Source organism: Gluconacetobacter diazotrophicus PA1 5, from assembly GCF_000067045.1.
Lineage (GTDB): Bacteria > Pseudomonadota > Alphaproteobacteria > Acetobacterales > Acetobacteraceae > Gluconacetobacter > Gluconacetobacter diazotrophicus.
Genome location: NC_010125.1, coordinates 2,561,516 through 2,587,584 on the forward strand (window position 1 = coordinate 2,561,516; position 26,069 = coordinate 2,587,584).

The following is a 26,069-nucleotide window of genomic DNA, read 5'->3' on the forward strand; positions in this document are numbered from 1 at the left end:
GCGCGGCCCCGTCAGATCGTGTCGGGGCTGCGCAGGGTCTGCGCGGCGCGGCGCTGGTCGCGCTTCGCATCACGCAGGCTGGGCGGCGTGACCCGTTCGACACCCTGCGGCCCCACCATCCAGCTGAGCGGCCGGCGCTGCGTGCCCACGGAATCCTGCAGCAGCATCAGTCCTTCCAGCAGCGCATCCGGCCGGGGCGGGCAGCCCGGGACGTAGACATCGACCGGCAGGAAGCTGTCCACCCCCTGCACCACGCTGTAGATGTCGTACATTCCGCCGGAATTGGCGCAGGACCCCATCGAGATCACCCAGCGCGGTTCCAGCATCTGGTCGTACAGATATTTGACGATCGGGGCCATCTTCACGAAGACGGTGCCGGAGATGACGATCAGGTCGGCCTCGCGCGGGGTGGCGCGCAGCACCTCGGACCCGAACCGGGCGATGTCGTATTTGCTGGTGAAGGCCGTCGCCATTTCGACGTAGCAGCAGGACAGGCCGAAATTGAACGGCCAGATCGAATTCTTCTGTCCCCAGGACACGAAATCCTGCAACCGCCCCATCACCAGGTTGCGTTTCACGGTTTCGGTCATGGTCGCGTCGCGCGGCGTGCCGGGTTCCTCGCCCGGTCGGGTCAGCGACCAGCGCATGATGCGTCCCCCGCCCTGCGATAGTCTATCCGGCGACGGGGAACAGGGCCCCAGTCCAGCGCGCCCCACCGCCACACATAGGCCAGCGCCGCCGCCAGCGAGGCGACGAACACCACCACCGCGCCATAGCCGCGCCACCCGGCGCCGACCGCCACCGGTGCCCACGAAAACAGGAAAACCGATTCCACGTCGAATATGACGAAGAGCATCGCAACCAGGTAATATTGCACCGGGATGCGCAAATGCGCCGAACCGACCGGCAGGACACCGGATTCGAACGGCAGGTCCATCGACCGCCCACGTGCCGCGCCGACGCGCCGGGTCCCGGAAACCGCCCCCAGGCCCAGCATCGCGGCCAGCAGGACCACGATCGCCACGGCATAGGAAAAGAGCGGATGCTGCGTGCAGAAGTCCGACATGGCCAACACCGCTGAGGTTGAAGTGACCGAAAATGACGGAATGTTCTGCGGTTAACGTGCCCTGCCCGGACCGGGTTCACCCTTTTTTACCCCGTTCACGCGTCCGTGTCGGGCCGATACCGGTGCGCGTTTACGGACGGTGTTTTACCGGGGGCTGTACTTCGGGGGGCATCGGGCTGATATAGGGCTGCGCGCGCAGCTTCGCCGCGTGGTCCTGCTTCGCGCGGTCCAGCAATACCGGGTCGCTCAGGATGTCGGTCGCCGTCGCCGCCATGACCTTGGCGACATGGACCATGCCCTTGTGCGCGATCGGGGATTTTCCCTGCGCCGTCATCTGCCAGGAATGCAGCGCCGTGCCGATGGCGCAGGTCGCGCCCAGCGCCTGGACCGTCGGCACCGTCCAGCTGACATCGCCCACATCGGTCGATCCCAGCAGGATCGGCCCGGCCGGCGACGGATAGGGCAGGACGACGTCGCAGAGCGGTTTGTCGGTCGCCGGGGGCATTCCCACCTGGCGGAAGGCCGATGCGATATCTTCCGGGGTGAAGGTCGCCTGCATGCGGCGCGCGAAGGCCCGGTCGGCTTCGTCGAACGGCGGGGGGCCCAGCCGTTCCAGATTGGCCTGCATCGCGGCTTCCAGCGGCGGGTTGCCCAGCAGGTTGGCCATGCCGCTGACCACCGCGCAGTCCACATGGGTCTCGGTCATCATCGCCGCGCCCTCGGCCACGCGGCGCACCCGGGCGGCCAGGGCCAGCATGTCCTCCAGTTCCGCCGCGCGGACGGTGTAGCGGATGACGACGCGCGACTGGACCACGTTCGGCGCGGCACCCCCCGCGTCCTGGTAGGCATAATGGATGCGCGATGTCGGCAGCATGTGCTCGCGCAGGTAGTTGACGCCGACATTCATCAGTTCCGCCGCATCCAGCGCCGAGCGGCCCAGATGCGGGGCCGAGGCCGCATGGGCGGCACGGCCGGTGAAGGTGAAGTCCAGGCGCGTATTGGCCAGGGCGGCCGGCGGAAAGACGGTGGCGAACGCGAAGGGATGCCACGAAATCGCGGCATCGACATCGTCGAACACCCCGGCGCGCACCATGAAGCCCTTCCCCGCGCCCCCCTCCTCGGCCGGGCAGCCGTAATAGCGCACGCGCCCCGGCGTGCCGGTGGCGGCCAGCCAGTCCTTGACCGCCGTCGCCGCCAGCAGCGCCGCCGAGCCCAGCAGGTTGTGCCCGCAGGCGTGGCCGTTCCCGCTGCCCGGCACGGGCTGGTGATGCAGCAGGCCGGCTTCCTGGCTCAGTCCCGGCAGCGCGTCGAACTCGCCCAGGATGGCGATGACGGGGCCGCCCGACCCGGCCTCGCCCATGACGGCGGTCGGCAGGTCCGCCACGTCGCGCGTGACGTGGAACCCTTCGGCCTGCAACGCCGCGTCATGCAGCGCGACCGAGCGGAATTCGTCGAAATTCAGTTCCGGCACGCCCCACACCGCATCGCTCAGCGCGATCAGCGGTGCCTTGCGGGCCTCGACGAATTCCCATACCGGCGCACTGTTTCGCATCGCGGGTCCCCAATCGCTCGCCGGTACCATTCCCCGGCAACAGCCGCATCGTAGGCCATATGCGCCCCGTCAGGCCATCCTGCACACCGTGCCCGGCCACGGATATGCCGGCCTCGACGGAACGACTGGGGTCGTGGCGCGGCTTACTGGCGGAAATCCAGCACCTTGCGTCCCTGGATCTTGCCTTCTTCCAGGTCGGTGAAGATCTGGTTGATGTTTTCCAGCCGGTCGGGCTCGATCACCGTCTTGACCTTGCCGTCGGCGAAGAAGGACACCGCCTCGATCATGTCCAGCCGCGTGCCGACGATCGATCCGCGCACCGTGGTCCCGGCCATGACCATGTCGAAGATGGAAATCGGGAATTCCCCCGGCGGCAGCCCGTTCAGCACGATCGTGCCGCCCCGGCGGGCAAAGCCCATCGCCTGCGAGAACGCGCTGCGCGACACGGCCGTGACCAGCGCGCCATGGGCGCCGCCGACCTGCGACTGGATGAAGGGGGCGGGATCGGTGGCGCGCGCGTTCACCGTCAGCGCCGCGCCCAGGGCCTTTGCCGTGGCCAGCTTTTCGTCGTCGATATCGACGGCGATGACGTTCATCCCCATGGCGACGCCGTATTGCACCGCCATCTGGCCCAGCCCGCCGACACCCGACACCGCGACCCAGTCACCCGGCTTGGTGTCGGTCATCTTCAGGCCCTTGTAGACCGTCAGGCCGGCACAGAGCACGGGCGCCACCTGCAGCGGGTCGATCGTCTTCGGCAGGTGGGCGACGTAACTGGGATCGGCCACCACATATTCGGCGAAGCAGCCATTGACGGTGTAGCCGGTATCGTCCTGGCTGGCGCACAGCGTTTCCCACCCGCCCAGGCAGTGCTCGCAATGGCCGCAGGCCGAATACAGCCACGGCACGCCGACGACATCGCCCAGCTTGACCCATTTGACCGCGCTGCCCACGGACACGACGTGGCCCACGCCCTCGTGCCCCGGGATGAAGGGCGGATTCGGCTTCACGGGCCAGTCCCCCCGGGCGGCGTGCAGGTCGGTGTGGCAGACGCCGCACGCGTCCATCTTGACCAGGATCTGGTCCGGCCGGATCGAGGGAATATCCAGCTCTTCGATCGTCAGCGGCTTGCCGAACTCACGAACGACAGCGGCCTTCATCTTTCCAGTCATGCTCGTTCCCCCAAGGATTGTATCCGCAGATCGCATCCGCGGATCGTCTCTGTGGCGTAGTCTTACACAGCTCCCTTCCGGCACGACCTGATCTGCATCAAGCCGGCCCGCCAGGGTGCCGGAGTAGGCTCCCGTTCGGGTTTGGTTGTATAGACACCCATCGACATCCGGCAACCGCCCCACGGAGTCCCCCCCCTCGATGCCCGACAGCATCCCGCCCACCCGGTACGGCCAGGTCAAGCACTATGTCCTGGACCGTGTCCGAAGCGGCGAATGGCCCGCCGGGCACCGGTTGCCGTCCGAAAGCGCGCTGGTCGCGACGCTGGGCGTATCGCGCATGACGGTGCATCGGGCCCTGCGCGAACTGACGGCCGAGGGCGTGGTGAACCGTGCCCAGGGGGTGGGCACGTTCGTATCGCCCCCCGCGATCGACGCGGAATTCCTGGAACTGCGCGACATCGCCGACGACATCGCGGCCGGCGGACAGGCCCATCACGCGCGCGTCGTGGCGCTGGAGACCGTACGCGCGGACATGGACCTAGCCATCGCGTTCGGCCAGCGGCCAGGGGCGCGGCTGTTCCACTCGGTCATCGTCCATGACGAGGGCGGTATCCCGCTGCAGGTCGAAGACCGCTTCGTGTCGCCGCATTTCGCGCCCGCCTATCTGGCGCAGGATTTCTCGCTGGCCCATCCGCACCGGTATCTGTCGCTGATCGCCCGGCCCGAGAACGTCGAGCACGTGGTCTTCGCCATCACGCCCGACGCGCGGCTGCGCGGGCTGCTGGACCTCGACACGCCGGAAGCCTGTCTGCAACTGGTCCGCCGCACCTGGGTGGAGGGCCGCGTCGTCATGAAGGGCATCTTCACCTATCCGGGCAGCCGCTATAGCCTGAGCGGCCGTTCGGGGCGGTGACGGCCGCCCCGGCGACGACCGATCAGGACACACGCGCCGGCATGATTCGCAGAACGCTCCCCTTCCTCGCCATTCCCCTGGCCACGACCCTGCTGGCCGCGTCCGCCTGGGGGGCCGGGCCGCCACCCGCCGTGACCACGACGCCGATCAGGCATCTGGTTGTGGTGTACGACGAGAACGTGTCGTTCGACCATTATTTCGCGACCTACCCGCAGGCGGCGAACCCGCCGGGCGAACCGGCCTTCGTCGCGGGGGCCGGCACGCCGCCGGCCAACACCCTGGCCGCGACCGGCCTGCTGACCGCCAACCCCAACGCCGGTCCGGCCAATGGCCGGGATGCCAGCCTGCCGTTCCGGCTGGACAGGACGCAGGCCGCCACCGCCGACCAGAACCATGCCTATACCGCCGAACAACTGGCCTATCACGGTGGCAGGGCCGACCTGTTTCCCCGCCATACCGGGCGCGGTACGCCCGGCGGCGTGGGGGCGTTCGCCACCCGGGGACAGGTCATGGGCTATTTCGACGGCAATACCGTCACCGCTCTGTGGCGCTATGCCCAGCGCTTCGCCATGAGCGACGCGGCCTATACCGATACCTACGGCCCCTCCACCCCCGGGGCGCTGGAGGTCGTGTCGGGGCAGACCAACGGCATGCAGATCGTCGCGACCACGCAGAAGCCGGCCACGCGGCAGGCCCATTCCCCCTACATCGCCGACGGGCAGGGCGGCTGGACGATGATCGGCGACATCGACCCCGCCCATGACGTCTGCTCGGTGCCGAAGGACCAGGTCGTGATGCGCGGGCGCAATATCGGCGACCTGCTGAACGGCGCCGGGATTTCCTGGGGCGGGTTCATGGGCGGATTCGACCTGACCGTGCGCAACCCGGACGGGTCCACCGGGTGCCAGCGGGCCACGGCCTCGCCCGTCGTGGGGCAGACGATCACCGACTACATTCCCCATCACAACTGGTTCCAGTATTTCCCCAGCACCGCCAACCCGACCCATGCGCGCCCCGGATCGATCGCCGCCATCGGCCATACGCTGGGCGCGGACGGCGTCACGCCGGACCCGGCCAATCACGAATACGACCTGCGCGATTTCTTCGCCGCCGTGCGCGCGGGACACCTGCCGGCGGTCTCGTTCCTGAAACTGCCCGCCTATCAGGACGGCCATGCCGGCTATTCCGACCCGCTGGACGAGCAGCAGGGGATCGTCGACATCGTGAACCTGCTGCAGCAGCGTCCGGAATGGCGTGACACCGCGATCATCATCGCATGGGACGATTCGGACGGGTGGTACGACCATGCCTTAGTCCGGCCGACCCATTCGTCGGCGGCGCCGGGGGGCGACCAATCGGCGGACCAGCTGGATGGCACCGACCGATGCGGCACGGCGCCACGTCCGCCGGGCGTCGCGGGCCAGCCGGTCGATGGCCGCTCCGGCCCGGGAACCCGCATTCCGCTGATGGTCGTCTCGCCCTGGGCGCGGGTCAATCATGTCGGCCACGCCCTGGTCACCCAGAGTTCGATCACCCGCTTCATCGAGGATAACTGGCTGGGCGGCGCACGCCTGGGTGGCGGGGCCTTCGACGCCGACGCCCATGATCTGGGGGACCTGTTCGACTTTACCCGTCCGCCGCGCCTGACGCCGCTGCTGCTGGACCCCCAAACCGGCCAGGAGGCCCGATAGGGGCCGTGCCGCGCCGATCGGACAGCGGCCGGGTATGGTTCATCCTGCTGCTGCCGGTCCTGTGGCTGTGTTCGCCGGGGGATCGGCCGGCCCGTGCGGCGGGCGGTCCGGCGCCCGCGGCCTGCCAGCCCCTGTCGGACGGGCGCAACCCCTGCCCCGTCGCCCTGCGTCGCCCGCCCGCCGCCCCGCTTTCGGCGATGGCCCTGGCAGGGCGCGACATTTTCCATGATCCGGCCCTGTCGGGGTCGGGACGGCTATCCTGCGCGTCCTGCCACGACCGGGCGCGCCATTACGGGCCGGCGGGTGCCGCCATGGTGGCGCGCGGTGGGGTCGACCTGTCGCGGGACGGGCTGCGCGCCGTCCCGACCCTGGCCTATCTGGAGCGCCGCCCCGCCTTCAGCATCGGCCCCGACAATGCCGAAAGCGAAGCCCCGCCGCCGCCCGTCGCGACCGGCCTCCCCCACGCCGCCAAGACCGCGCAGAACAATGCGGCGACCGCTGCCAACATGGTCCCGCAGGGCGGCCTGTTTTGGGACGGCCGTGCCGACACGCTGCAACAGCAGGCGACAGGCCCGCTGTTCGACCCCCGGGAAATGGCGTCCAGCCGCGCCGTCGTCCTGGCCCGGCTGGCGCGGGCCCCCTACACCCCTACCCTCTATCGCCTGGGCGGCCCGGCCGTCGCGCGGTCGCCGGACCTGCTGTTGGCCGAGGCCCTGTTCGCCGTGGCGCGCTACCAGATCGAAGACCCCGCCTTCCATCCCTACGCCAGCCCCTTCGACGACTGGCTGGAGGGAAAGACGCGCCTGTCCCCCGCCCAGCGCCGGGGCTATCTGCTGTTCAACGACCCGGCGAAGGGCAATTGCGCGGCATGCCACCCCGACCGGCCGGGGGCCGACGGCAGGCCGCCGCTGTTCACCGACCATCAGTTCGAGGCCCTGGGCGCCCCCCGGAACCGGGCACTGGCCGCCAACCGCGATCCGTCCTTCCACGATCTGGGGCTGTGCGGGCCGCCGCGCGCCGACATGGCGGGCCAAAGTGCGATGTGCGGCCTGTTCGCGACCCCCACGCTACGCAATGTCGCGACGCGCCACACCTTTTTCCATAACGGGGTGTTCCGCACCTTGGACGACGTCCTGGCCTTCTACACCTTCCGCGACGTCGATCCCGGACGCATCTATCCCGTGGGGCCGGATGGGCAGGTGCGGAAATTCGACGATCTGCCCGATCGCTACCAGACCAATATCGACGTGGCCGATGCCCCGTTCGACCGGCACCCCGGCGACGCGCCGCCCCTGACCCCGGACGAGCGGCGGGACATCGTCGCCTTCCTGGACATGCTGACCGATCGCCCCGCCCGCTGACGCGCGGGGAGATGGTCCCCTACGCCGCGCCCATGGCCGGATCGGTCCGCCCCGGGTTCCCGGTTTCGACCCGGCCCGCGAACTGATACAGCAGATCGCCCTCGGTTGGGCTGGTCAGGGTGACGTCGTACCACATCGCGTCCTGACGCAGGGCGAACGGCGCCTCGACGCTCCGTCCCGGCGGCACATGCAGCGTCCGCGCCGTGCCGTGCGCGGCCAGGGTACAGGTTATGTCGATTGCCTTCGTCCCGTGATTGGTGACGCGCACCAGCAGATCCGCATCCTTGCCGTGCAGATAGAGGCATTCCGCCCATAACGGCACGCCGTCCCGCCGCCCCCTGTACCGACGATAAAAGCCGTTCGGCGCATGGACCGACACGTCGTAGAGCCCGTCGAGAAATGCCGAACCGCCGAATGCCGTGCTCAGCGTATCCCCGGCCGCGACGGCGTAGGTCCCTGCCTGCATGCCGCCATCGGGTGCGGCGGCATGACGATAGACATTGAACGGCAGCCCGGCCGACCGTGCGCCATGCAGCGTCGTACCGGCGCGCATACGCAGGCTGACCAGCCTGCCATCCTTCGACATGCCGCCGTCGCAATAGGGCTCGTAGGGCAGAGCGCAGGCCGGACGCGTGCCGGGCTCCTGCCGGATCACCCGCCGCAAGGTGGCGGGGTCGGCGCGCAGGGCGGCTATCTCCGCATCATCCAGCGCGCGAAAGCCGCCCGGCATCGGCCGGTCACGCGCGTCCTCTATCATATGCAGATGGGCGTCGCGGTCCAGGAAAGGCAGGGTCGGCACCGTACCGTCATAGGGCCGGAAGCAGGAGGTCAGGTCGCCGCTGATGGCGCGGCGCCAGGGCGAGATATTGGTCTCGGTGACCGTCCTGCCGAACTTGCCCTGGATGAAGGCTTCCAGAAAGCGCAACGTCGAGGTGTGTTCGAACAGTTGGGAATTGACCCAACCGCCCCGGCTCCAGGGCGAGGCCACGATCATCGGCACACGGAAGCCCAGCCCGATCGGGCCGCTGCGGGCCAGGCGTTCGGGCACGCCTCGGTCCGTTTCATCCTTCGCGGTGGTGTATTCCAGCCCGTCCGGTCCGATGCCGGCGGAAGAACGACCGGTGTCCGGGCGCGTGGGGTCCGGGGCCGCGTAGGAACAGCAATGGTCGAAATAACCGTCATTTTCATCATAGGTGATGATGAAAATGGTCTTTTTCCAGATATCGGGATTTTCGGTCAGGATATCCATGACTTCCGACACGTACCACGCGCCGTACCACGGCGAGGTCGGATGGTCGGAAAAATGCCCCGGTGCCGACAGCCACGATACGACAGGCAGGCTGCCCGCTTTCACATCCTGGCGGAACTGATGCAGGAGGTCGCCCTTCGGCGCATCCATGTGAGTGGTCTTTTCTCCGTCATGGAAGGCCAGACGGTCCAGCTTGCGATAATTCGGATCACCGCTGTTGATGACGAACGCCTTCTCGAACAACGTACGTTCCTGCGGTGTCAGCCTGTCCATCGTCTGGTCGGCCAGGCCGCGACGGCGCGTCAGGACATCGAGCAGCATCCGCGCCTCGGCCAACTGCTCCTCATGCGCTTCGGAAATGAGCATTTCCCGGCTGTTGAGCCGGTCGATATGGCCCTGGCAGTCGGCGATGCGCGCCTCGAGCCAGTCGGCGAAACCGGGATTGGCCGAAACGCAATACTGATCGAAGCATTCCAGAACGTTCGTGCCGAAATTCCCCAGCCACGCCCGTTCCGGCTCGCTCATGCCGCCGGTCTGCGTCAGTTCGTTCTGGTAGTATTTCCACGAAATTCCGGCCTGTTCCAGTCGTTCCGGAAAGGTGGCCCACGTCATGCCGCCCTCCAGGATCTCGCCATTGCGCATATACACGTTCGACGACGTATCCTGCCGGTCGCGCACGGTTCCGGTCATGAACAGCAGCCGATTGGGCGTGGTACTGGTCATCGCGCCGCAGTAATTCTGGTCGCAGACGGTAAAGGCGTCGGCCAGCGCGTAGTAAAAAGGCAGGTCCTCGCGCGTGTAGTGGCCCATTGTCAGCGGATAGCGATCATAGCCCTTGTGATGCGACTTCTTGGCATCAATCCATCCGTCATGACCGCCGCCATTCCAGGCATCGACCTGGCTGTCGCGGGAATGGGGGATCGAGCCCATCCAGGTCACGCGCGTATCGCGGATGTTCAGCCGCCAGGGCAGATACGTCTCCCCCGCCTTGCCGGTCTGCGCAAAGACCGGATTGCCGTTGGCCAGGCGCATCGCACGCGGGTCGTTGAAGCCGCGCACACCCTGCAGCGTGCCGAAGACGTGGTCGAACGAGCGGTTTTCCTGCATCAGGATCACGACATGCTCGGCGTCCTGCCAGGTCGAGCCCGGATTCGGTGCAATGGCGAAAGCACGGCGGATGGGATCAGACAGCAACGACGCGCCACCCGCCGCTCCGGACAGAAGGGCGTATTTCAGGAAATCTCTGCGTGTGGCCATTGTCTACTCGCGCAAGACCCGCCGGATGAGGGGCATATAAGATGAGTGTCGTATAGGTCAGTGCCTATACGACAGACCTCCCGGTTTCCCTTATGACAATTCAATGACAAGGCGTCGGTGACGCAGCCCGGATATCCGACGCACGCCGCATGGAAATCGATGGAATATTTCACGCACTTTATATTAACGCTAAAATAATATTGCGCATACGGCGACTATCTTGTCAGCATGCTGGCCAGTCGCCTCTCCCCGGACCCGCGGCCCTGTCGCGGGCGCGCCTTACGTCCTATCCTGAGCCATCCCTATGTGATCCGGAGAGAATGCGACCGATGTCCCCCATTACCCGCCTGCAACCCGAGACCCGTCTGACCGGTGCCGTCATCCATAACGGTGTGGTCTATCTGGCCGGACAGGTGACCGAAGACGTGACGCTGGATATCGAAGGCCAGATGGCCGACATCCTGCGCCAGGTCGACGCCCAGCTTGCGGAAGCCGGCACCGACAAGAGCCGTCTGCTGAGCGTGCAGATCTTCCTGGCGAACATGGACGACCTGGACGGCATGAACCGCGCCTGGGACGTATGGCTGGACCGGGACAACAAACCCGCCCGCGCCACTGTCGAGGCGCGTCTGGCCGATCCGCTCTGGCGGGTCGAACTCACTGCCATCGCAGCCTTGTAAAGCGTCAGGGCGCTGCCCTGTGCCCCAAAGGGCCGAGCCCTTTGGGGTAGCTGGTCGTCCTGGGTTCAGGCGACGTGCTGGACCCAGCCATAGGGGTCCGGGTTCTGCCCGCGCTGGATGCCGATCAATGCGCCGCGCAGGCTTTCGGTGATCGGATCGGCGCCGTTGCCGCTGCCGATCACGACCTCGCCCCTATGGCCGCACAGGCGGCCGATCGGGGTCACGACCGCCGCCGTTCCGCAGGCGAAGGCTTCCTTCAGGCGACCGCTGGCGGCGTCCGCATAGCACTGGTCGATGCTGTACGGCTCCTCGCGCACCGTCAGGCCACGGTCGCGCGCCAGTGTCAGGATCGCGTCGCGGGTGATGCCCGGCAGGATCGTGCCCCCCAGCGGCGGGGTGACCAGCGATCCGTCATCCAGCACGAAGAAAATGTTCATGCCGCCCATTTCCTCGACCCATCGGTGTTCGACGGCGTCCAGGAACAGGACCTGATCGCACCCGTGGGTCTTCGCCTCGCGCTGGGCCAGCAGGCTTGCGGCATAGTTGCCACCGCATTTGGCCGCCCCCGTGCCGCCCACGGCCGCGCGGGTATAATCCTCGGACACCCAGACGGAGACGGCGCCCCCGCTGAAATACGATCCGACCGGCGAGGCGATGACGATGAACAGATATTCCGACGAGGGCTTCACGCCCAGGAACGCCTCGCTGGCGATCATGAACGGCCGCAGGTACAGGCTGGCGTTCTCGCCGGTCGGAATCCAGTCGCGGTCGACCCGCACCAGTTCCCGCACCGCCGCCAGGAACAGCGCATCCGGCACCGGGGCCATCGCCATGCGTTCGGCGGACTGATAGAACCGGCGGGCATTCGCATCGGGCCGGAACATCACCACGCCGCCATCGGCGGCGCGATAGGCCTTCATGCCCTCGAAAATTTCCTGGGCGTAGTGCAGCACCGCCGCGGCCGGGTCCAGCGGGATCGGGGCCCGGGCCTCGATCGTCGGGTTATGCCAGCCCTGCCCTTCCTTGTAGCGTACGACAGCCATGTGGTCGGTGAAGACGCGACCGAATCCCGGATTGGCCAGCAATTCCGTGCGCCGTGCCGCCGGAACCGGCGCGGGATGCGGAAGATGCGTAAAACGAAATTGGTCGGCGCTGTCCATGATCCTGCTCTTTCACCACCACATCGGCGCGGCCTCTGCCGCGCCAGCCCGAAACGGCCCCCTTACGCGCCCGCGACGCGGGCCGGACCGATCGGTCAGAGTCCCCAGATCGCGCCGCGCGTCAAGCCGGATAGTCGCGCATCGAGAAGAAGCGGGTGTCCAGATAGGCATCCAGCGCTTCGGTCCCGCCTTCCGATCCGTACCCGGAATCGCCGATTCCGCCGAACGGGACTTCGGGCAGTCCCAGGCCCAGGTGGTTGACGGTCAGCATGCCGGTCCGGACCTCGTCCCTCAGGCGGGCCGCCGTGCGCCCCGAACCGGGAAAGGCATAGGCTGCCAGGCCGTAAGGCAGGCGGGTCGCTCGGCCACACGCAATCGGCCAGCGTGTCGAACCGGGCACCATCAGCGCCACGGGACCGAACGGGTCCTCGTTCATGATGCGCATCTCGGTGGTCAGGTCGCGCAGGACCGTGGGCGCGAAGAAATACCCCGCATTGCCCACCCGCTGGCCGCCGGTCACGATCTCCGCCCCCCGGGCGGTGGCATCGCCGATCAGGGCCTCCATCGCGTCCACGCGCCGGACATTGGCCAGCGGTCCCATGGTGGTGCCGGACTGCAGCCCGTCGCCGACCTGAACCTTCCGGGCCAGTTCCGCGAACCGTTCGACGAAGCGGCCGAAGACCGGGCGTTCCACCAGGAAGCGGGTGGGCGAGACGCAGACCTGTCCGGCATTGCGGAACTTCGCCGCCACCAGCGTGGTCGCGGCCCGGTCGAGATCGGCATCGGCGCACACGATCGCCGGACCATGGCCGCCCAGTTCCATCGTCGCGCGCTTCATGTGCGATCCGGCCAGGGCCGCCAGCATCTTGCCCACGGCGGTCGATCCGGTGAACGTCACCTTGCGGATGGCCGGATGCGCGATCAGCGTTTCCGAGATTTCGGACGGCGTGCCGTAGACCAGCCCGATCACCCCCGCCGGTACCCCGGCATCGGCGAAGGCCCGCACCAGGGCGGCCGGCGAGGCCGGCGTTTCCTCGGCGGCCTTGACGATGATCGAGCACCCGGTGGCCAGCGCCGCGCCCACCTTGCGCACCACCTGGTTGACCGGGAAATTCCACGGCGAGAACGCGGCGACCGGACCGACCGGGGTGCGGATCACCGCCTGGGTCACGCCCACGGCGCGGGCGGGAATCAGGCGGCCATAGGCGCGACGCCCCTCTTCCGCCAGCCAGTCGATCGTATCCGCCGCCGCCAGCAGTTCCGTCCGGGCCTCGGCCACGGGCTTGCCCTGTTCCATCGTCATGATCGGGGCCACCGTTTCGACCCGCTCGCGCAGCAGGGTCGCCGCCTGCCGCATGATCCTGTAGCGGTCGAACACCGACATCCGGCTCCAGACCGCGAAGCCGCGCCCGGCCGCCGCGGCCGCCGCCGCCAGTTCGGGCTGGCCGGCATGGGCCACGCGGCCGATGACCTGTTCCGTCGCGGGGTTCACCACGTCGACGAACCGTCCGTCGCTGGCCGCGATCCACTGCCCGTCGATGAACAGCAGCGTCTCGGGATACTGGGACATGGCGGGATCTCCATCGGGTATGGGGCAATTCGCCAGAACGTGCCCCAAGCGCCGGTTCGGGTCAAAAAGGCTGTTTCAAAAGTTCTGCTGCTGAGCGCAGGAAACGCGCGTCGAATCGCCGCAGCAGGGCTTTTGAAACAGCCTCAAGGCCGATCGGCGGCACCAATCACCATCGTCCCGCGTTCCTCCGCAAAGGGGGCGTGGCACGGGGGGCGGGCATGTTCAGGGCGATCATAATCGACAGGGACGCGGACGGCTATCGTGCCACGCTGCGCACGCTGGAACCGGCACGCCTGCCGGAGGGCGACGTGACGGTGCGGGTGGAATATTCGGCGGTGAACGACAAGGACGCGCTGGCCCTGACCGGGCGAGCCCCGGTGGTGCGGCGCTTTCCCATGGTGCCGGGCATCGACCTGGCAGGGGTCGTCGCACAATCCGACCATCCGGGCTACCGCTCCGGCGACCGCGTGGTCCTGAATGGCTGCGGCGTGGGCGAAAGCCACTGGGGCGGCCTGTCGCAACTGGCGCGGGTGCGCGGTGACTGGCTGGTGCCGCTGCCCCGCGCCTTCAGCACCCGGCAGGCCATGGCCATCGGTACCGCCGGCTTTACCGCCATGCTGTGCGTTCTGGCCCTGGAACGGCAGGGATTGACCCCGCATTCGGGCGACGTGGTCGTGACCGGGGCATCGGGCGGCGTCGGCGGCATCGCGATCGTGCTGCTGTCACGGCTGGGCTATCGCGTCGTTGCCGTGACGGGGCGGACCGGTGACGACGCATATCTGCGCGCCCTGGGCGCGGACGACGTGATGGATCGCGCCGTCCTGTCGCATCCGGGCCCCCCGCTGGCACAGGCGCGATGGGCCGGGGCGGTGGACGTGGCGGGCGGGCAGGTCCTGGCCAGCATCTGTGCCGCCATGCAGTATCGCGGCATCGTCACCGCATGCGGGCTGGCGGGCGGCATGGCCTTTCCGGTCACGGTCGCCCCCTTCATCCTGCGCAGCGTCACCCTGGTCGGCATCGACGGCGTCATGTGTCCCCGCCCCGACCGTATCGAGGCCTGGCGGCGGCTGGCGCAGGACCTGGACCCGGCGGAACTGGAACCGATGACGCAGGACATCACGCTGTCGGACGTGGTTCCCGCCGCCACGGACCTTCTGGAAGGTCGCGTTCGCGGGCGCATCGTGGTCGCCCTCTGACCGGACGGCCTATGCGCCGCGCACGTCGGAGCGGCAGAAGAGCGGCCCGAGATCGAAACGCGAAAATTGCTGGATATGGTATTCGACGGTCGAGTGATATCCGTGAAAGAGTGCGACGATACCCGCGACCACGGCCAGCACGCCCAGCACGGTCCGCCCTCCGCCGGGGGGCGGACCCGCCAGGCGATAGAAGACGCCCACGACGGCCACGCCCACCACCCCGCCGACGATGACCTCGGTGACGGTGTGGCAGCCCAGCACGACGCGCGACAGTCCCAGCACGCAGGCGATGGCAACCGTGACCCCCATCAGGATCGACCGGCGCACGGGCAGGACCGCCAGCAGGCAGCCATAGACCATCGTGCCGGCCATGGTGTGGCCGCTGGGACTGTAGAGAACCCGGTCCGGCGGCAGGCCGCAGGCCTCGAACCAGAGTTTCAGCATCAGGATCAGTCCCGATCCGCCGCACGTCACCAGGCCCCAGACCAGCGCGAAACGCCAGGAGCGGAACAGCAGGAAGGTCACGAAAACCATGATTTGCAAGGGAATGACGACAGACTGATCCGCAAGATCGGTCACGAAAGACATCATTGGCCCCGCATCTCCTCGCCCGCCCGGCGAAAACAGGGTATCAACCTCGTTCCGATCTGGACATATCTTTTACCATGTGTTTGAAATAAAAATAGATTATCATTTCGCTTCCGTAGGCTGACAGTCTGGACCCGACACGATGCCAGAGGGGAATGACCGGGGTGATGAAGATCAGACGATGCCGGAACCCAGCATGAGAACGGTCGATCATCCGGCCGACAGGACGGAACAGACCCCTGATCCCCTGCGTCCCGCCCGCGGCGTGATGCGGGCGGTGCTGGCCGGGGCCGTGCTATGGATTGCGATCCTGCTGGGCCTGTTCCTGCTCTGGCACCACCACGGATAGGCCGGGCATCACGGTACCACGGCGACGGGGGCCGACATCGTCCTGCGCGTCAGATGACGGCCCAGGGCGATCGCGGGCTGTTCGATCCAGTGGAAGCCGAGGGTTGCCACCGCCAGCGACAGGATGATCGACACGGCCAGGATGGCCGGCATGGGCATATGGCCGTGAAGCGCGTGGACCATGGCCATCAGCACCGGCATATGCACCAGATAGAGGCTGTAGGAAATGCTGCCCAGCCACTGGAAGGGTCGCAGGTCGAGCCAGCGGCTGGCGCGCTGGCTGTGCAGGGCGATCATGATCGCGGCGACCGACCCGCCCGCGACCGACAACTGCCAGATGATATTCTTCGTCACGTCGATCGCAACGTGCGCCCCGATTCCGGGAGCCCACGCCATCAACGCCGCCTCCGTCGCGGGCATGCTGCGCTGGAAGGCGATATAGGCCCCCACGACCGAGAGGATCGCGACGCAGCGGTGGATGACCGGCATCGACCGCCAGACATGCCAAAGCCGTTCACGCCCCTGGTGTAGAAGAATACCCACGACGAACAGCGGCATATAGTCCAGGGTCAGCAGCAGGCTGGTCCCGAAGGACAGGGGTACGACCTCGTCCCGGGCCGACATGATGCCGCAGGACAGCAGATACAGGACTGCGACCCCGGCGATACCAATCGCCCGATAGCGCGTCATGACCAGGTAGAGCAGCGGAAAAATCAACGAGACCCGCATTTCGACCACCAGGGACCACATCGGTGGATCGAGGCTTTGCAGGGCCGGCGTTCCGATCATGGCCAGGTGTCCCAACAGCACCGCAAAGGCAGGCACCACCGACCATTGCCCCTGCGACAGCCAGTCACTGGCTTCGGGCACACGGTCCCCCGCCGCCGGGACCAGCCCCCAGACCATGGCCGACACCAGGATGATCGCGGCGAAAGGAAGGTAGATGCGGCAGAGGCGGCGGACCACGAAGCGCCCATAACCTCCCGCGCGGGGACCGGAAAGCGAAATCGCCAGCACATAGCCGCTGAGAACGAAGAACAGGCCCACACAGCGCGGCCCGTCGACAAGAAGGCCGAGCGGCGTGTAGCGCAGCAGGAAAGCCGGGCGCAGGAACAGCCATAACGATGACGGTTCGGCCATGTCATGCCACGGCCGCGGCATCGCCAGCCATGCATGATGCAGAAGGACAACGAACGCCGCGATGCCACGAATGGCATCAAGTTCGTGATTGCGTCTCAACCTGCGCCTCCATACGCGGTGGAACATGGAACGGGACCCGTCACCGCGATGTTCGATGGGTCCTGATCGTTGGGGACTATGCCACGCTGCTTCCGACCATCTGGGACAGAGCGACCGGCCCCGGGACATGCGGCCACACCGGCGTTGACGGAATGTCCGGCCGGCCTTGGGTTTCATACGGCCAGCGGTTTTCCGCGGCCCACACCCTGATGCGGGCGACCGCGGCGATCACCATGGCCATCATCAGGTAGAAGTCAGGAAACCCGATGGTTGGACCGGACATGATGGCCGCCACCATGCGCCCGGCCAGCGCGGCAAGACCACCATCGATCATCAGGCGTTCGGGACAGATGGGGACGAGGCGGCGGGCCTGCATGGCGCTTCGTACCAGTCGCACATCGAAGATCAGCATGCCCGCCACGCCGACGACGCCGATCGTCGAAAGCAGGCTGGGAATGAGACTGGAGGCCCGGTTGCTTCCCCAGCCGCTGCCCAGCCCGAATGTCTGCGGCACCACCGCCAGCGCGTCGCGGTCGGCCATCGACCGTTCCTGATAGGATTCGGAATCCTGTTTGTCGGCGGTCGATTGGAACACCAGTTCCATCGCCGGCAGCAGGCGCGGCTCGATCGTGATCAGGACCAGTGACCCGAAGCCCGCAATCGCCGCGCCGATGGCGAGGAAACGGCCGACACGGCCGAACAGCCGGATCGAACCGGTGGCCAGCGCCGCCGCGGGAAGGATCAGGAATCCCACGGCCATCGTGGCGAAACCGGTTGTGGATGTGGTGGTGAGCAGGGCGACGGCGGCAACCGGAATCAGGGCCCGCAGCATGCGCAGGCGATATCCCTGCAGTCCGGCCCAGATCGTGGAATACAGAATCCCCGACAGGTAGGCGCCGCATGCCGATGGTTCGGTGAACGATCCGTTGATGCGGGGCACCGACCCGGCCATCTGCCCGTCGAAGATAACCCATCCGGGATTGGAATACAGAAAGGCGGAGGGAAACGGCACGCCGGCCAGCCGGTGCGCGAGCTGCCAGAAGCAGAGTATGCAGACCACCCAGCCACTGAAAAGATACGCGCGATACAGGCGGTCGATCCGGATATCGGCCCGCGTCAGGAATCCCGCCGCCAGGACCGTGAGCATGACGTTGACCATCAGATAGATATCCTGGGTGATGTTGCCGAAACTGGGGGCCAGCAGGACCTGCTGCGCGGTGGAATCATTCCTCTGCGGCCACACCAGGACGCTGTTCATGAACACGCGCGGCAGAATCACCGAACCCAGGACGGCCCACGCCGCCGTCAGCACGAAAGGCATATAGAGCGCGCGCGCCGCCCGATCCCCCGGATAGCGCGCGCCCAGCATGCGTTGCAGCATGGCGTAGGATATGAAGCCCAGGGTCGGCACCAGGACCGGCTGCACCCCCCCGCCGCCCAGAACCAGCGCCGCCGCCGCCGGAAAGGCCCCCGCCAGCAGCAGGACTTCCAGCATCCTGGCGGGCCGCAGCCACAGCAGGAAGCAGAGGGGAAAAACGATAAGGCCGAAAAGAGGTACGGACACGGGATCGGCCTCCGGTCAGGAAGGAAGAGAGGACGGAAATCGCGATGCTTAACCCCCAGCCCCACCCGTCAGTTGCGTCACGCCGGGCCCGGTCGTATCGAGAAGGGCCGCATCGACGACGTCGCGGATCGCGCGGCGGAACATCTCTTCGGAAAAACGCAGGGCATTTTCCCGGCACAGCTCCACTGTCATCAGGGATTCGAGGGCGGCAAAGCGTTCCACGGCGTCAACGAATGGCGTCCCGCGTCCCTGCTGGTCGAACACGCAGCCCGGTCGGGCCGCCGGCGTCGCCCACCCCCCGCACGATGTCCAGCGCGCCGCCGCGCCCGAACGCGATCACCGGCGTGCCGCAGGCCTGGGCCTCGACCATGGCGATGCCGAAATCCTCTTCCGCCGCGAAGACGAACGCGCGTGCCGCCTGCATCAGGTGCAGCAATTCCTCGCTTCCCACCTTGCCCCGCATTTCGATATTGGGCGCACCGGCCGCGACGGCGACGATCTGGTCGCGTTCGGGACCATCCCCCACGACGATCAGCCGGCGCTGCGGCATGCGCCGGAATGCCTCGACCACGAGATCGACGCGCTTGTACGGGACGAGGCGCGAGACAACCACATAGGCGTCGCGGACCTGGACCACGGGCCGGAAGCGCGTGACATCGACGGGGGGATAGATGACGACGGACGACCGGCGATAGACCTTGCGAATCCGCCGCTGGATATAGCTGGAATTGGCAATGAACACGTCCACGCCGTTGGCCGAGCGCACGTCCCAGTTGCGAAGCCGGTGCAGCAGCCAGCGGGCGAACAATCCCTTCGGCCCGCGCTCCAGCCCGCTTTGCTTCAGATAGGCGGCCTGCATGTCCCATGCGTAGCGCATCGGGGAATGGACATAGCAGATATGGATCTGGTCGGGGCCGGTAATCACCCCCTTGGCAACGGCGTGGTTGCTGGAAATGACGAGATCGAACCCGGAAAGATCGAGCTGTTCGATGGCGATCGGCATCAGGCCGATATAGTTCCTGAAGCGTTTGCGAGCGAACGGCAGGTGCTGGATGAACGTCGTGGTGACTTTGCGCTGGCCCAGCATGCCGCGTTCGGACGGCGGCATGAAATCGACGATCGCGAAGATCTCGGCCTGGGGAAAGACCTTGAGGATCTGCTCGACGACACGTTCCGACCCCGCGAAATGTTCCAGCCACTCATGAACGACGGCCACCTTCAGCATCGGTGCGACGGACGGATCGGGCTGCATGACGGTCACGATATATACCTCCCGTATCTTCCATCAGAAGTGGCGTTCATAAATCTTCAGGACGTCCCCGGGCTTGACGTAGTCCTGTGGATTAAGGCGCCCCACCACCGTATGGTCGCCTTCCTGCCGGACGACGTAGGCCCGGTCTTCCAGCGCGCGATAGGTGAATCCGCCGGCCGATGCGACGGCCGTCAGCATCGTCATGAAAGGCTGATACGCATACTGGCCCGGCCGTGCGACCTCGCCCAGGATCGAGACCAGGCGATAGGCCGTCACTTCGACCGTGACGTTCGGCTGCCGCACCATGCGCGCCTTCTCCAGCGCGGCGGAAATTTCCGCCGCGAATTCGGAGGTGGTCAGTCCTTCCGCCTGCAGGTGGCCGGCCAGCGGGAATGCGACCTTGCCGTTGCTGTCGACCCGGAAATCGGACGTCAGCTGGTCCTGACCGTAGGTAAGAACCCGGATCTGGTCATCGACCCCCAGGCGATACTGGTTGGGATCGTATGCCGCCACCGGATCGAGGGACGATCCGGCGGCGCATCCGCTCAGAACGGTTGCCATGCCGAAAAGCACCACGGCGGAACGACGGCTGGTGAGACTGGTCGTCGGCATTCTGGATATGCTCCCGTATCGCATGGGCTGGAGATCACAAGGGCTAAAGCGCCAGATGCGCGCTGAGCAGGACGGTATGGTCGGAAAATGTCCTGTATCCCACTGTCTTCTGGCTGGAAAAGTTGTAGTTCAACGTTACGCTCAGGTGACGGTTCAGCAGCCACTGGGCGCCCGCGCCAATATTATAGACTGTCTGGTTGGACGCGATCTGGTCGAGGATCGTGTTTCTCAGCACACCCGACGCTGCGGAATAATCCGCCTTCTCGATTCCGGCCTGCGCGTTCAGTACCAGGTTGCGTCCGTAATTGTGACGGACACCGATCTGTGCGGAGGTATAGCTGAAGCCGACAACGTTCTCGAAGGCGCCGTCCTCGATCCCGTGACGCACCGAAAGCGTCATCGTCGTCAGGCGGGTGGGATTCCATCCCAGTTCCGCCTCGGCGATCGGGGAGGTGATCCGCTGGTAGAGGGACGAGCGATAGACCCGTGTCTGATAGCCGACCAGGGCACGGAAGCGAAGTGGCCCCGACAGGCCGAAATCCATGCCGGCCATCGCCGACACACCGTTTGAATCGCGGGACGGAACGCCCGGGGTACGGTCCAGATAGCGGATTTCCGTCCCCTGCAGAATCACGAGAATCTGGGTCGTCCCGGCAAGGTCGTACCGACCGGTCACGCCCTCGGTGATCGTGGCCCTGTTGCGATAGGTCTGGTCGAGTTGGCCCGGAACAAGAACGACACGGTCGAAATTGTAACGGTTGATACCGGCTTCGGGAATGAAGCTGAAGCGCCCGTGGGTCGTCGCCGTATAGCTGAGGCGGACGTCGTCATACTGATAGGGTATGGGACGGCTGAGGATCAGCGCGCCGAGGTCCATCGGTGTCTGGACCAGCGACAGATGGGTGTAGGCCATGCCCAGCCGGTCGTGGCCGAAATCATGCACCGCGCCCAGGCCGACCGTCCAGTTTGTACGGTTCTGTATGGACTGGGATGGAAAGCGGTAATCGTCGACGGATATTTCGGCATGGACCTGGTCGCGCTGCCATACGGCCGCCCCTGCCAGCCGGGCATGCGTCGTTTCCATGACGCCGCCGGTTCCGTTCGCTAGGCGGGCGATATCGGAATCATAGCCGATCGACTCCGCCGCGTCGGCGTCTATACGCAGGGGGCCGTAACGAAGGCCAAGCGGCGCGTATTCTTCCAGCGCGCGAACCTGTGCCGGCTCGGTCATGATATCGCCGAACCCGCTTCCCATGGGCGGAAAATACGTATCGAGTACCTGGGCGGATGCACTATCCGGCAGGAACAGAGGGACAACGACTATCAGCCCCAGACTGACGTATAATGTTGTTCTCACCGGATACCTTGCAAATATGGCGATTCCAAACGGCCGCAACGTCCCGATCGTTTCACCCACGTGATTTATTTTTATTTCCTGTCACTGTGCGGGCGTTTGACCGAACCTATATCGCTTGACTCCAGTTTTATTTTCATCCGCCTTCGCCGATCGCTATCACGTTTTTCTGATCACGATAGCTGCGCCTTCATTTCGACTTTTTTTGAGCCCCCCCCCTTTCGGGAGGAAACCTTGCCAGTGTCGCCGCGTATACCCCTCCGGACTGGACACGACTACATTACGTAACGATATATTTCATATTTCCCGCCCGCCAACATAAATTGCTTATTTTTATATCGTATATAATCGCTTTTTTTAAAATTATCGACACCTGATTTTAATTATTTATTTTTATTTTAGCCGGGGATGTGTTATGGATACACAGGTTTCCAGCATCATTATTGGCGTTGCTGACGCGGCCGGTCAGGTGCCGGAAAGCAATATCCTTACCCTGGCCAGCGGTCCGACGCCCGCGCTTCCGTCGGATCTTCGCCGTTTTCGTTACTTTTCCGCAACTGCCCTGATGATGGGCGATGCGCTGGCGTTCGCGCTTGCGCTCGCGACTGTTCACCTGTCCTCCGCCTTTTCGGCATCGACGTCGCTGCTGGTCCCCGACGGGCACCTGGCGACGGAAAAGAGCCTGTGGCTTTCGATCTTCATGATGGCGGGTCTGGTCTATTATTTTTCGACCAAGGGCCATTATCGCGACCGGCTGCCGTTCTGGAGCGAGGTCCCGCAGATCATCGCGATCTCGGTGGCCGCCATGACCGTGGCGGCCGGGTTCGGCGTCCTGCTCGGCTCGCTGCATGATGCCGCGCGGATGACGGAGCAATGGGTCGTCTTTGCCGCGCTGGCGATTTCCCTGCGCCAGATCGCCAAGCACACCTTGCATCATTTCGGGCTGTGGCAGCTTCCGGTTCTTCTGGTCGGCGACACCGAAACCTGCAACAAGACCATCGAGGCATTTTCCAGCGAGCGTCTGCCCGGTCTGCGGGCGGTCGACTGCATTTCCTCGGAATCCCTGCTGCGCGTGGCGCCTTCGCATCTGACCCGGGTACTTCTGACGCGGTACGGCGCGGTACGACTGGTCCTGGCCATCGATGTCAACGAAGCCGCCGGCCGCGCGGTCATTTCACGCGTGACGCGGGGCCGGGTGCCGTTTTCGCTGGTCCCGCAGATGGCCGACATACCCATCGACCATAGCCGTCTGTCCTATTTCAGCTTCGACACCATGATGCTGACATTTCGCAGCAAGCTGGACCTGCCGTTCCACCGCGCGACCAAAATCGCGTTCGACGTGGCGGTGGCGTCCGCGCTGCTGTTCCTGGCACTGCCCGTGTTCCTTATACTCTATGGGCTGGTGCGGATGGATGGCGGCCCGGCGACCTTCGGACATCTGCGCGTCGGACGAAATGGACAGCCCTTCCGCTGCCTGAAGTTCCGCACCATGGTGCCGAACGCGGAGGAGGTCCTGGCCGACCTGCTGGCCCGGGACGCCCATGCCGCCGCCGAATGGGCCGCGACGCGCAAGCTGACGAACGATCCGCGGATCACCGCGATCGGCCGCCTGCTGCGCCAGACCAGCCTGGATGAACTGCCGCAGCTTCTGAATGTGCTGCGCCTGGACATGAGCCTGGTCGGACCACGGCCGATCGTGACGGCCGAAGCAGATCATTACGGTGACGACATGGAGTACTACCATGCGATCCGCCCGGGCATCACCGGCCTGTGGCAGGTCAGCGGACGGAGCGACACGTCGTATCCGCGACGGGTGCAACTGGACAACTGGTATGTCCGTAACTGGAGCCTGTGGAACGACGTCGTGATCCTTGCCAGGACGGTGCCGGCCGTCCTGTTCCGGAACGGCGCCCGATAGAGCCGCACAGTCCGAAAGCCCGACCGCCGCAAGGCCGTTTCGATGAAATCTCCCTACGCCCCCATGCGAGAGATCGTGCGATGAACCAGCTTCAATTATCTCCCTTGGCCGGCCTTTCGGGCATGCCGACGGACAGTCAGCATGTTCCCCCCACGCAGGTATTCCGCATCCTTGGGCGCCATCGCCTGGCGGTCGTGCTGGTGACGGTGGGGATGTTCGCTCCGGCGGTGGCGTTCATCGAGACGATGAAACCCTATTACACCGCGACGGCGATGCTGATGGTGGGCACGCGGCAGGCGTCCTTCCGCGACCTGCAGGCCACGGTATCGACCCCCGACATCGATGCCGTCGGCATCAATACGCAGGTCGGCGTCCTGCGCAGTTCGACCATTGCCCGGGCGGTGACCGAACGCCTGAACCTGGTCGACGATCCGGAATTCCGCAAGGTCCTCGATACCGTGCCGCTCAAGGCCCGGATCGTCCTTGCCGTGCAGAAGCTGTTCGGCATCGCGCCGCCGCCCGCGCCCCCCATGACGCCGACGGCGCGGCTGCAGGCGACGGCGCTCGTGCTGGCCGACAAGGTCAATATCCTCAATGACGGCCGGTCCTATATCATCACGATCACGGCGAAGACCGACAATCCGGCATCCAGCGCCAGGATCGCGAATGCCTATGCGGACGCCTATTTCGAATCCCGGCGTCACATGAAGGTCGCTGCGACATGGCGGGCCAATGCCCTGCTGGATGAACAGATCGTCCCGTTGCGCGAAAGGCTGCGTCATGCGGAACAGGCCGTCGAGGCATTTCGCGAACAGAATGGCCTGATCTCGGCCCGCCTGGAACATATGCCCGGCACGCCGGAGGCCGATGCGACCACGGTCGCCGACGAGCAGTTGATGCGCATGAACCAGGAACTGGTCACCGCCCAGGCCGCGTTGGAGGAAAAGCGCGCACGCTATTCGGAAGTCCGGACCGCGGAACGCAACGGCACGGTGGGGAACCTGCCGGACGTGGTCTCGGCCCCGCTGATCCAGCAATTGCAGAACCAGCAGGCCCAGTTGAGCAGCCGCGTGTCCAGCCTCAGCCGCTCCGTCCTGGACGGCAATCCCGAGATGCAGGCCGCCCAGGCCGCCGCCGCCCAGGTGCGGCGCCAGATCGGCGCCGAGACGGCGCGGATCGCCGACAGCATCGCCAAGGATGTCAGCGGGGCGCAGGCGCGCGTCGCGGCGCTGAGCCACGCCGTGGACAGCCTGCAGAAGCAGGTGACCGCCGAAAACCAGGCCAATGTCACCCTGCGCCAGCTGGAAAGCGAGGCCAACGCCGCACGCGTCGTCTACCAGGATTATCTGGGCCGCTTTGCCCAGACCTCGACCCAGGCGCAGTTGCAGGAACCGGAAGCGGAACTGATTTCGCGCGCCGAGATCCCGCTGGGCTTTTCGGGGCCGCCGCGGACCCAGTACCTGGCCATCGCCCTGCTGTTCTCGATGCTGTGCGGGACCGGCGCGGCCCTGCTGGCGGATCGCATTCGCAAGGGAATCCGCAGCACGTCGCAACTGGATTCGGTCCCCGGCCTGTTCACGCTGGGCATGGTCCCGGTCTTCAACGGCGCTCTGGTGCGGCATTACCGGTCCGCTGCCGCAGGCGTCTCCTCGGCCTATGTCGAGACGATCGAGAACATCCGCAGCATCCTGTGCTTCGGTCACAGCCGCTTCCGCGCCAAGGTGGTCCTGGTCACCTCCGCCCGCCCCGGGGAAGGCAAGACGACCTTTGCCGTGTCCCTGGCCGCCAATGCGGGCCGCGACCTGCAACGCGCGCTGGTGATCGACTGCGATTCCCGCAACCCCTCGGCATTGGGCGCGCTGGGCAAGACGGACCAGGCCAGCGACAATTCCCTGCCGGTGAGCGTGGCCACGGGCAGGCTGGCGCGCGACGTGATGCCGGGGGTCGATATCCTGACCATGCGGCCGCCGGGCGAACGCAATTACGCCATGGTGTCGCCGATGGAACTGAGCCGCGTCCTGACGCAGTTTTCACCCCATTACGACATGATCGTCCTGGACACCCCCCCGATCCTGGCCTTCCCCGATGCCGCCGTCCTGGCCCAGCAGACCGACGGCATCGTCATGGTCGTCAAATGGGGGTTGACCGGGTCCATGGAACTGACCGAGGCGATGCGGATCCTGCATGCCTATGACGCCCGCGTGCTGGGCAGCGTCCTGACGCAGGTCCCGGCCCGGGGACTGGAAAGCGCCGAGAAGCGCCAGTTGGGGATCTATCGTCAGTACGGCCTGCTGACCTCCTGAATCCGGCCCCACGTCCCTCCAATG

22 protein-coding genes are annotated in these 26,069 nt (G+C 66.0%); 8 read left to right on the forward strand and 14 right to left on the reverse strand.

Annotation, left to right across the window (positions count from 1 at the left end):
- Nucleotides 1-11: 11 nt before the first annotated feature.
- The 4 genes from GDI_RS11765 to adhP all read right to left on the reverse strand — a co-directional run bounded on the left by GDI_RS11765 (nt 12) and on the right by adhP (nt 3,790).
- Complete coding sequence (locus GDI_RS11765; RefSeq protein ID WP_012226477.1) at nt 12-647, reverse strand: NADH-quinone oxidoreductase subunit B; 636 nt, start codon at nt 645-647, stop codon at nt 12-14.
- Nucleotides 632-1,066 (reverse strand): NADH-quinone oxidoreductase subunit A, encoded by a 435-nt coding sequence (locus GDI_RS11770; protein ID WP_012553306.1) that lies wholly within the window; start codon nt 1,064-1,066, stop codon nt 632-634. The genes GDI_RS11765 and GDI_RS11770 overlap by 16 nt, the downstream gene beginning before the upstream one ends.
- Before the next feature lie 130 nt (nt 1,067-1,196).
- A complete protein-coding gene (locus tag GDI_RS11775) occupies nt 1,197-2,618 on the reverse strand; it encodes a M20 family metallopeptidase (protein WP_012553307.1) in 1,422 nt (473 codons plus the stop codon).
- Nucleotides 2,619-2,761: 143 nt separating this feature from the next.
- Entirely contained in the window at nt 2,762-3,790 is a 1,029-nt protein-coding gene (gene adhP / locus GDI_RS11780) for an alcohol dehydrogenase AdhP (protein WP_012553308.1), read from the reverse strand.
- A 199-nt stretch (nt 3,791-3,989) separates the two neighbouring features.
- Here adhP and hutC point away from each other — a divergent pair, with 199 nt between their 5' ends.
- The 3 genes from hutC to GDI_RS11795 are packed head-to-tail and all read left to right on the forward strand — an operon-like array spanning nt 3,990 to nt 7,755.
- Nucleotides 3,990-4,703 carry a histidine utilization repressor gene (gene hutC, locus GDI_RS11785; protein WP_012226481.1) on the forward strand — a complete coding sequence of 238 codons (714 nt, stop codon included), beginning with the start codon at nt 3,990-3,992 and terminating at the stop codon, nt 4,701-4,703.
- A gap of 41 nt (nt 4,704-4,744) precedes the next feature.
- Nucleotides 4,745-6,394, forward strand: coding sequence for a phospholipase C (locus tag GDI_RS11790; RefSeq protein WP_408735202.1), 1,650 nt, complete (start codon nt 4,745-4,747; stop codon nt 6,392-6,394).
- 5 nt (nt 6,395-6,399) lie between these two features.
- Nucleotides 6,400-7,755: a cytochrome-c peroxidase gene (locus GDI_RS11795; RefSeq protein WP_012226483.1), complete on the forward strand. Its 1,356-nt coding sequence runs from the start codon at nt 6,400-6,402 to the stop codon at nt 7,753-7,755.
- 19 nt (nt 7,756-7,774) lie between these two features.
- Here GDI_RS11795 and GDI_RS11800 read toward each other — a convergent pair whose 3' ends face one another.
- Nucleotides 7,775-10,261, reverse strand: a complete 2,487-nt coding sequence (locus GDI_RS11800) for a phosphocholine-specific phospholipase C (protein WP_012226484.1) — start codon at nt 10,259-10,261, stop codon at nt 7,775-7,777.
- 320 nt (nt 10,262-10,581) lie between these two features.
- Here GDI_RS11800 and GDI_RS11805 point away from each other — a divergent pair, with 320 nt between their 5' ends.
- Nucleotides 10,582-10,941, forward strand: a complete 360-nt coding sequence (locus tag GDI_RS11805; RefSeq protein ID WP_012226486.1) for a RidA family protein — start codon at nt 10,582-10,584, stop codon at nt 10,939-10,941.
- A 65-nt stretch (nt 10,942-11,006) separates the two neighbouring features.
- Here the strand turns inward: GDI_RS11805 and GDI_RS11810 are convergent, their stop codons facing one another.
- Both GDI_RS11810 and GDI_RS11815 read right to left on the reverse strand, forming a co-directional pair.
- Nucleotides 11,007-12,101: a branched-chain amino acid aminotransferase gene (locus GDI_RS11810; RefSeq protein ID WP_012226488.1), complete on the reverse strand. Its 1,095-nt coding sequence runs from the start codon at nt 12,099-12,101 to the stop codon at nt 11,007-11,009.
- Nucleotides 12,102-12,222: 121 nt separating this feature from the next.
- Nucleotides 12,223-13,671 (reverse strand): NAD-dependent succinate-semialdehyde dehydrogenase, encoded by a 1,449-nt coding sequence (locus GDI_RS11815; protein ID WP_012226489.1) that lies wholly within the window; start codon nt 13,669-13,671, stop codon nt 12,223-12,225.
- 218 nt (nt 13,672-13,889) lie between these two features.
- Here GDI_RS11815 and acuI point away from each other — a divergent pair, with 218 nt between their 5' ends.
- Nucleotides 13,890-14,867, forward strand: a complete 978-nt coding sequence (gene acuI / locus GDI_RS11820) for an acrylyl-CoA reductase (NADPH) (RefSeq protein WP_012226491.1) — start codon at nt 13,890-13,892, stop codon at nt 14,865-14,867.
- A gap of 9 nt (nt 14,868-14,876) precedes the next feature.
- On the opposite strand, the gene GDI_RS11825 is transcribed toward acuI, so the two are convergent.
- Nucleotides 14,877-15,455 carry a phosphatase PAP2 family protein gene (locus tag GDI_RS11825; protein ID WP_012226492.1) on the reverse strand — a complete coding sequence of 193 codons (579 nt, stop codon included), beginning with the start codon at nt 15,453-15,455 and terminating at the stop codon, nt 14,877-14,879.
- 196 nt (nt 15,456-15,651) lie between these two features.
- Here GDI_RS11825 and GDI_RS19980 point away from each other — a divergent pair, with 196 nt between their 5' ends.
- Nucleotides 15,652-15,804: a hypothetical protein gene (locus GDI_RS19980; RefSeq protein WP_162098027.1), complete on the forward strand. Its 153-nt coding sequence runs from the start codon at nt 15,652-15,654 to the stop codon at nt 15,802-15,804.
- A gap of 8 nt (nt 15,805-15,812) precedes the next feature.
- Here the strand turns inward: GDI_RS19980 and GDI_RS11830 are convergent, their stop codons facing one another.
- From GDI_RS11830 to GDI_RS11850, 6 genes are all read right to left on the reverse strand, one after another.
- Complete coding sequence (locus GDI_RS11830; RefSeq protein ID WP_012553314.1) at nt 15,813-17,042, reverse strand: acyltransferase family protein; 1,230 nt, start codon at nt 17,040-17,042, stop codon at nt 15,813-15,815.
- A 76-nt stretch (nt 17,043-17,118) separates the two neighbouring features.
- Entirely contained in the window at nt 17,119-18,606 is a 1,488-nt protein-coding gene (locus GDI_RS11835) for a hypothetical protein (protein WP_012226496.1), read from the reverse strand.
- 48 nt (nt 18,607-18,654) lie between these two features.
- Complete coding sequence (locus GDI_RS20290) at nt 18,655-18,870, reverse strand: hypothetical protein (RefSeq protein ID WP_231854101.1); 216 nt, start codon at nt 18,868-18,870, stop codon at nt 18,655-18,657.
- The gene (locus tag GDI_RS11840; RefSeq protein WP_231854338.1) at nt 18,833-19,858 is read right to left on the reverse strand and encodes a glycosyltransferase; all 1,026 of its coding nucleotides are present in this window, start codon (nt 19,856-19,858) and stop codon (nt 18,833-18,835) included. The genes GDI_RS20290 and GDI_RS11840 overlap by 38 nt, the downstream gene beginning before the upstream one ends.
- A gap of 33 nt (nt 19,859-19,891) precedes the next feature.
- Nucleotides 19,892-20,470, reverse strand: coding sequence for a polysaccharide biosynthesis/export family protein (locus GDI_RS11845; RefSeq protein WP_012553316.1), 579 nt, complete (start codon nt 20,468-20,470; stop codon nt 19,892-19,894).
- 43 nt (nt 20,471-20,513) lie between these two features.
- Nucleotides 20,514-21,701, reverse strand: a complete 1,188-nt coding sequence (locus tag GDI_RS11850) for an outer membrane beta-barrel protein (protein WP_231854102.1) — start codon at nt 21,699-21,701, stop codon at nt 20,514-20,516.
- A gap of 538 nt (nt 21,702-22,239) precedes the next feature.
- Here GDI_RS11850 and GDI_RS11855 point away from each other — a divergent pair.
- Both GDI_RS11855 and GDI_RS11860 read left to right on the forward strand, forming a co-directional pair.
- Nucleotides 22,240-23,742 (forward strand): exopolysaccharide biosynthesis polyprenyl glycosylphosphotransferase, encoded by a 1,503-nt coding sequence (locus GDI_RS11855; protein WP_012226501.1) that lies wholly within the window; start codon nt 22,240-22,242, stop codon nt 23,740-23,742.
- Nucleotides 23,743-23,864: 122 nt separating this feature from the next.
- On the forward strand, nt 23,865-26,045 hold the full coding sequence (locus GDI_RS11860; RefSeq protein WP_231854103.1) for a GumC family protein: 2,181 nt from the start codon (nt 23,865-23,867) through the stop codon (nt 26,043-26,045).
- The last annotated feature ends 24 nt before the right edge of the window (nt 26,046-26,069 follow it).

Coding starts and splice junctions, on each gene's coding strand:
- GDI_RS11800 (WP_012226484.1), bottom strand. CDS start 10,261: ATGGCCACACGCAGAGATTTCCTGAAATACGCCCTTCTGTCCGGAGCG.
- GDI_RS11860 (WP_231854103.1), top strand. CDS start 23,865: ATGCCGACGGACAGTCAGCATGTTCCCCCCACGCAGGTATTCCGCATC.
- GDI_RS11850 (WP_231854102.1), bottom strand. CDS start 21,701: ATGACCGAGCCGGCACAGGTTCGCGCGCTGGAAGAATACGCGCCGCTT.
- acuI (WP_012226491.1), top strand. CDS start 13,890: ATGTTCAGGGCGATCATAATCGACAGGGACGCGGACGGCTATCGTGCC.
- GDI_RS11765 (WP_012226477.1), bottom strand. CDS start 647: ATGCGCTGGTCGCTGACCCGACCGGGCGAGGAACCCGGCACGCCGCGC.
- GDI_RS19980 (WP_162098027.1), top strand. CDS start 15,652: ATGAGAACGGTCGATCATCCGGCCGACAGGACGGAACAGACCCCTGAT.
- GDI_RS11805 (WP_012226486.1), top strand. CDS start 10,582: ATGCGACCGATGTCCCCCATTACCCGCCTGCAACCCGAGACCCGTCTG.
- adhP (WP_012553308.1), bottom strand. CDS start 3,790: ATGACTGGAAAGATGAAGGCCGCTGTCGTTCGTGAGTTCGGCAAGCCG.
- GDI_RS11790 (WP_408735202.1), top strand. CDS start 4,745: ATGATTCGCAGAACGCTCCCCTTCCTCGCCATTCCCCTGGCCACGACC.
- GDI_RS11855 (WP_012226501.1), top strand. CDS start 22,240: ATGGATACACAGGTTTCCAGCATCATTATTGGCGTTGCTGACGCGGCC.
- GDI_RS11775 (WP_012553307.1), bottom strand. CDS start 2,618: ATGCGAAACAGTGCGCCGGTATGGGAATTCGTCGAGGCCCGCAAGGCA.
- GDI_RS11840 (WP_231854338.1), bottom strand. CDS start 19,858: ATGCAGCCCGATCCGTCCGTCGCACCGATGCTGAAGGTGGCCGTCGTT.
- hutC (WP_012226481.1), top strand. CDS start 3,990: ATGCCCGACAGCATCCCGCCCACCCGGTACGGCCAGGTCAAGCACTAT.
- GDI_RS11815 (WP_012226489.1), bottom strand. CDS start 13,671: ATGTCCCAGTATCCCGAGACGCTGCTGTTCATCGACGGGCAGTGGATC.
- GDI_RS11810 (WP_012226488.1), bottom strand. CDS start 12,101: ATGGACAGCGCCGACCAATTTCGTTTTACGCATCTTCCGCATCCCGCG.
- GDI_RS11825 (WP_012226492.1), bottom strand. CDS start 15,455: ATGTCTTTCGTGACCGATCTTGCGGATCAGTCTGTCGTCATTCCCTTG.
- GDI_RS11845 (WP_012553316.1), bottom strand. CDS start 20,470: ATGCCGACGACCAGTCTCACCAGCCGTCGTTCCGCCGTGGTGCTTTTC.
- GDI_RS11770 (WP_012553306.1), bottom strand. CDS start 1,066: ATGTCGGACTTCTGCACGCAGCATCCGCTCTTTTCCTATGCCGTGGCG.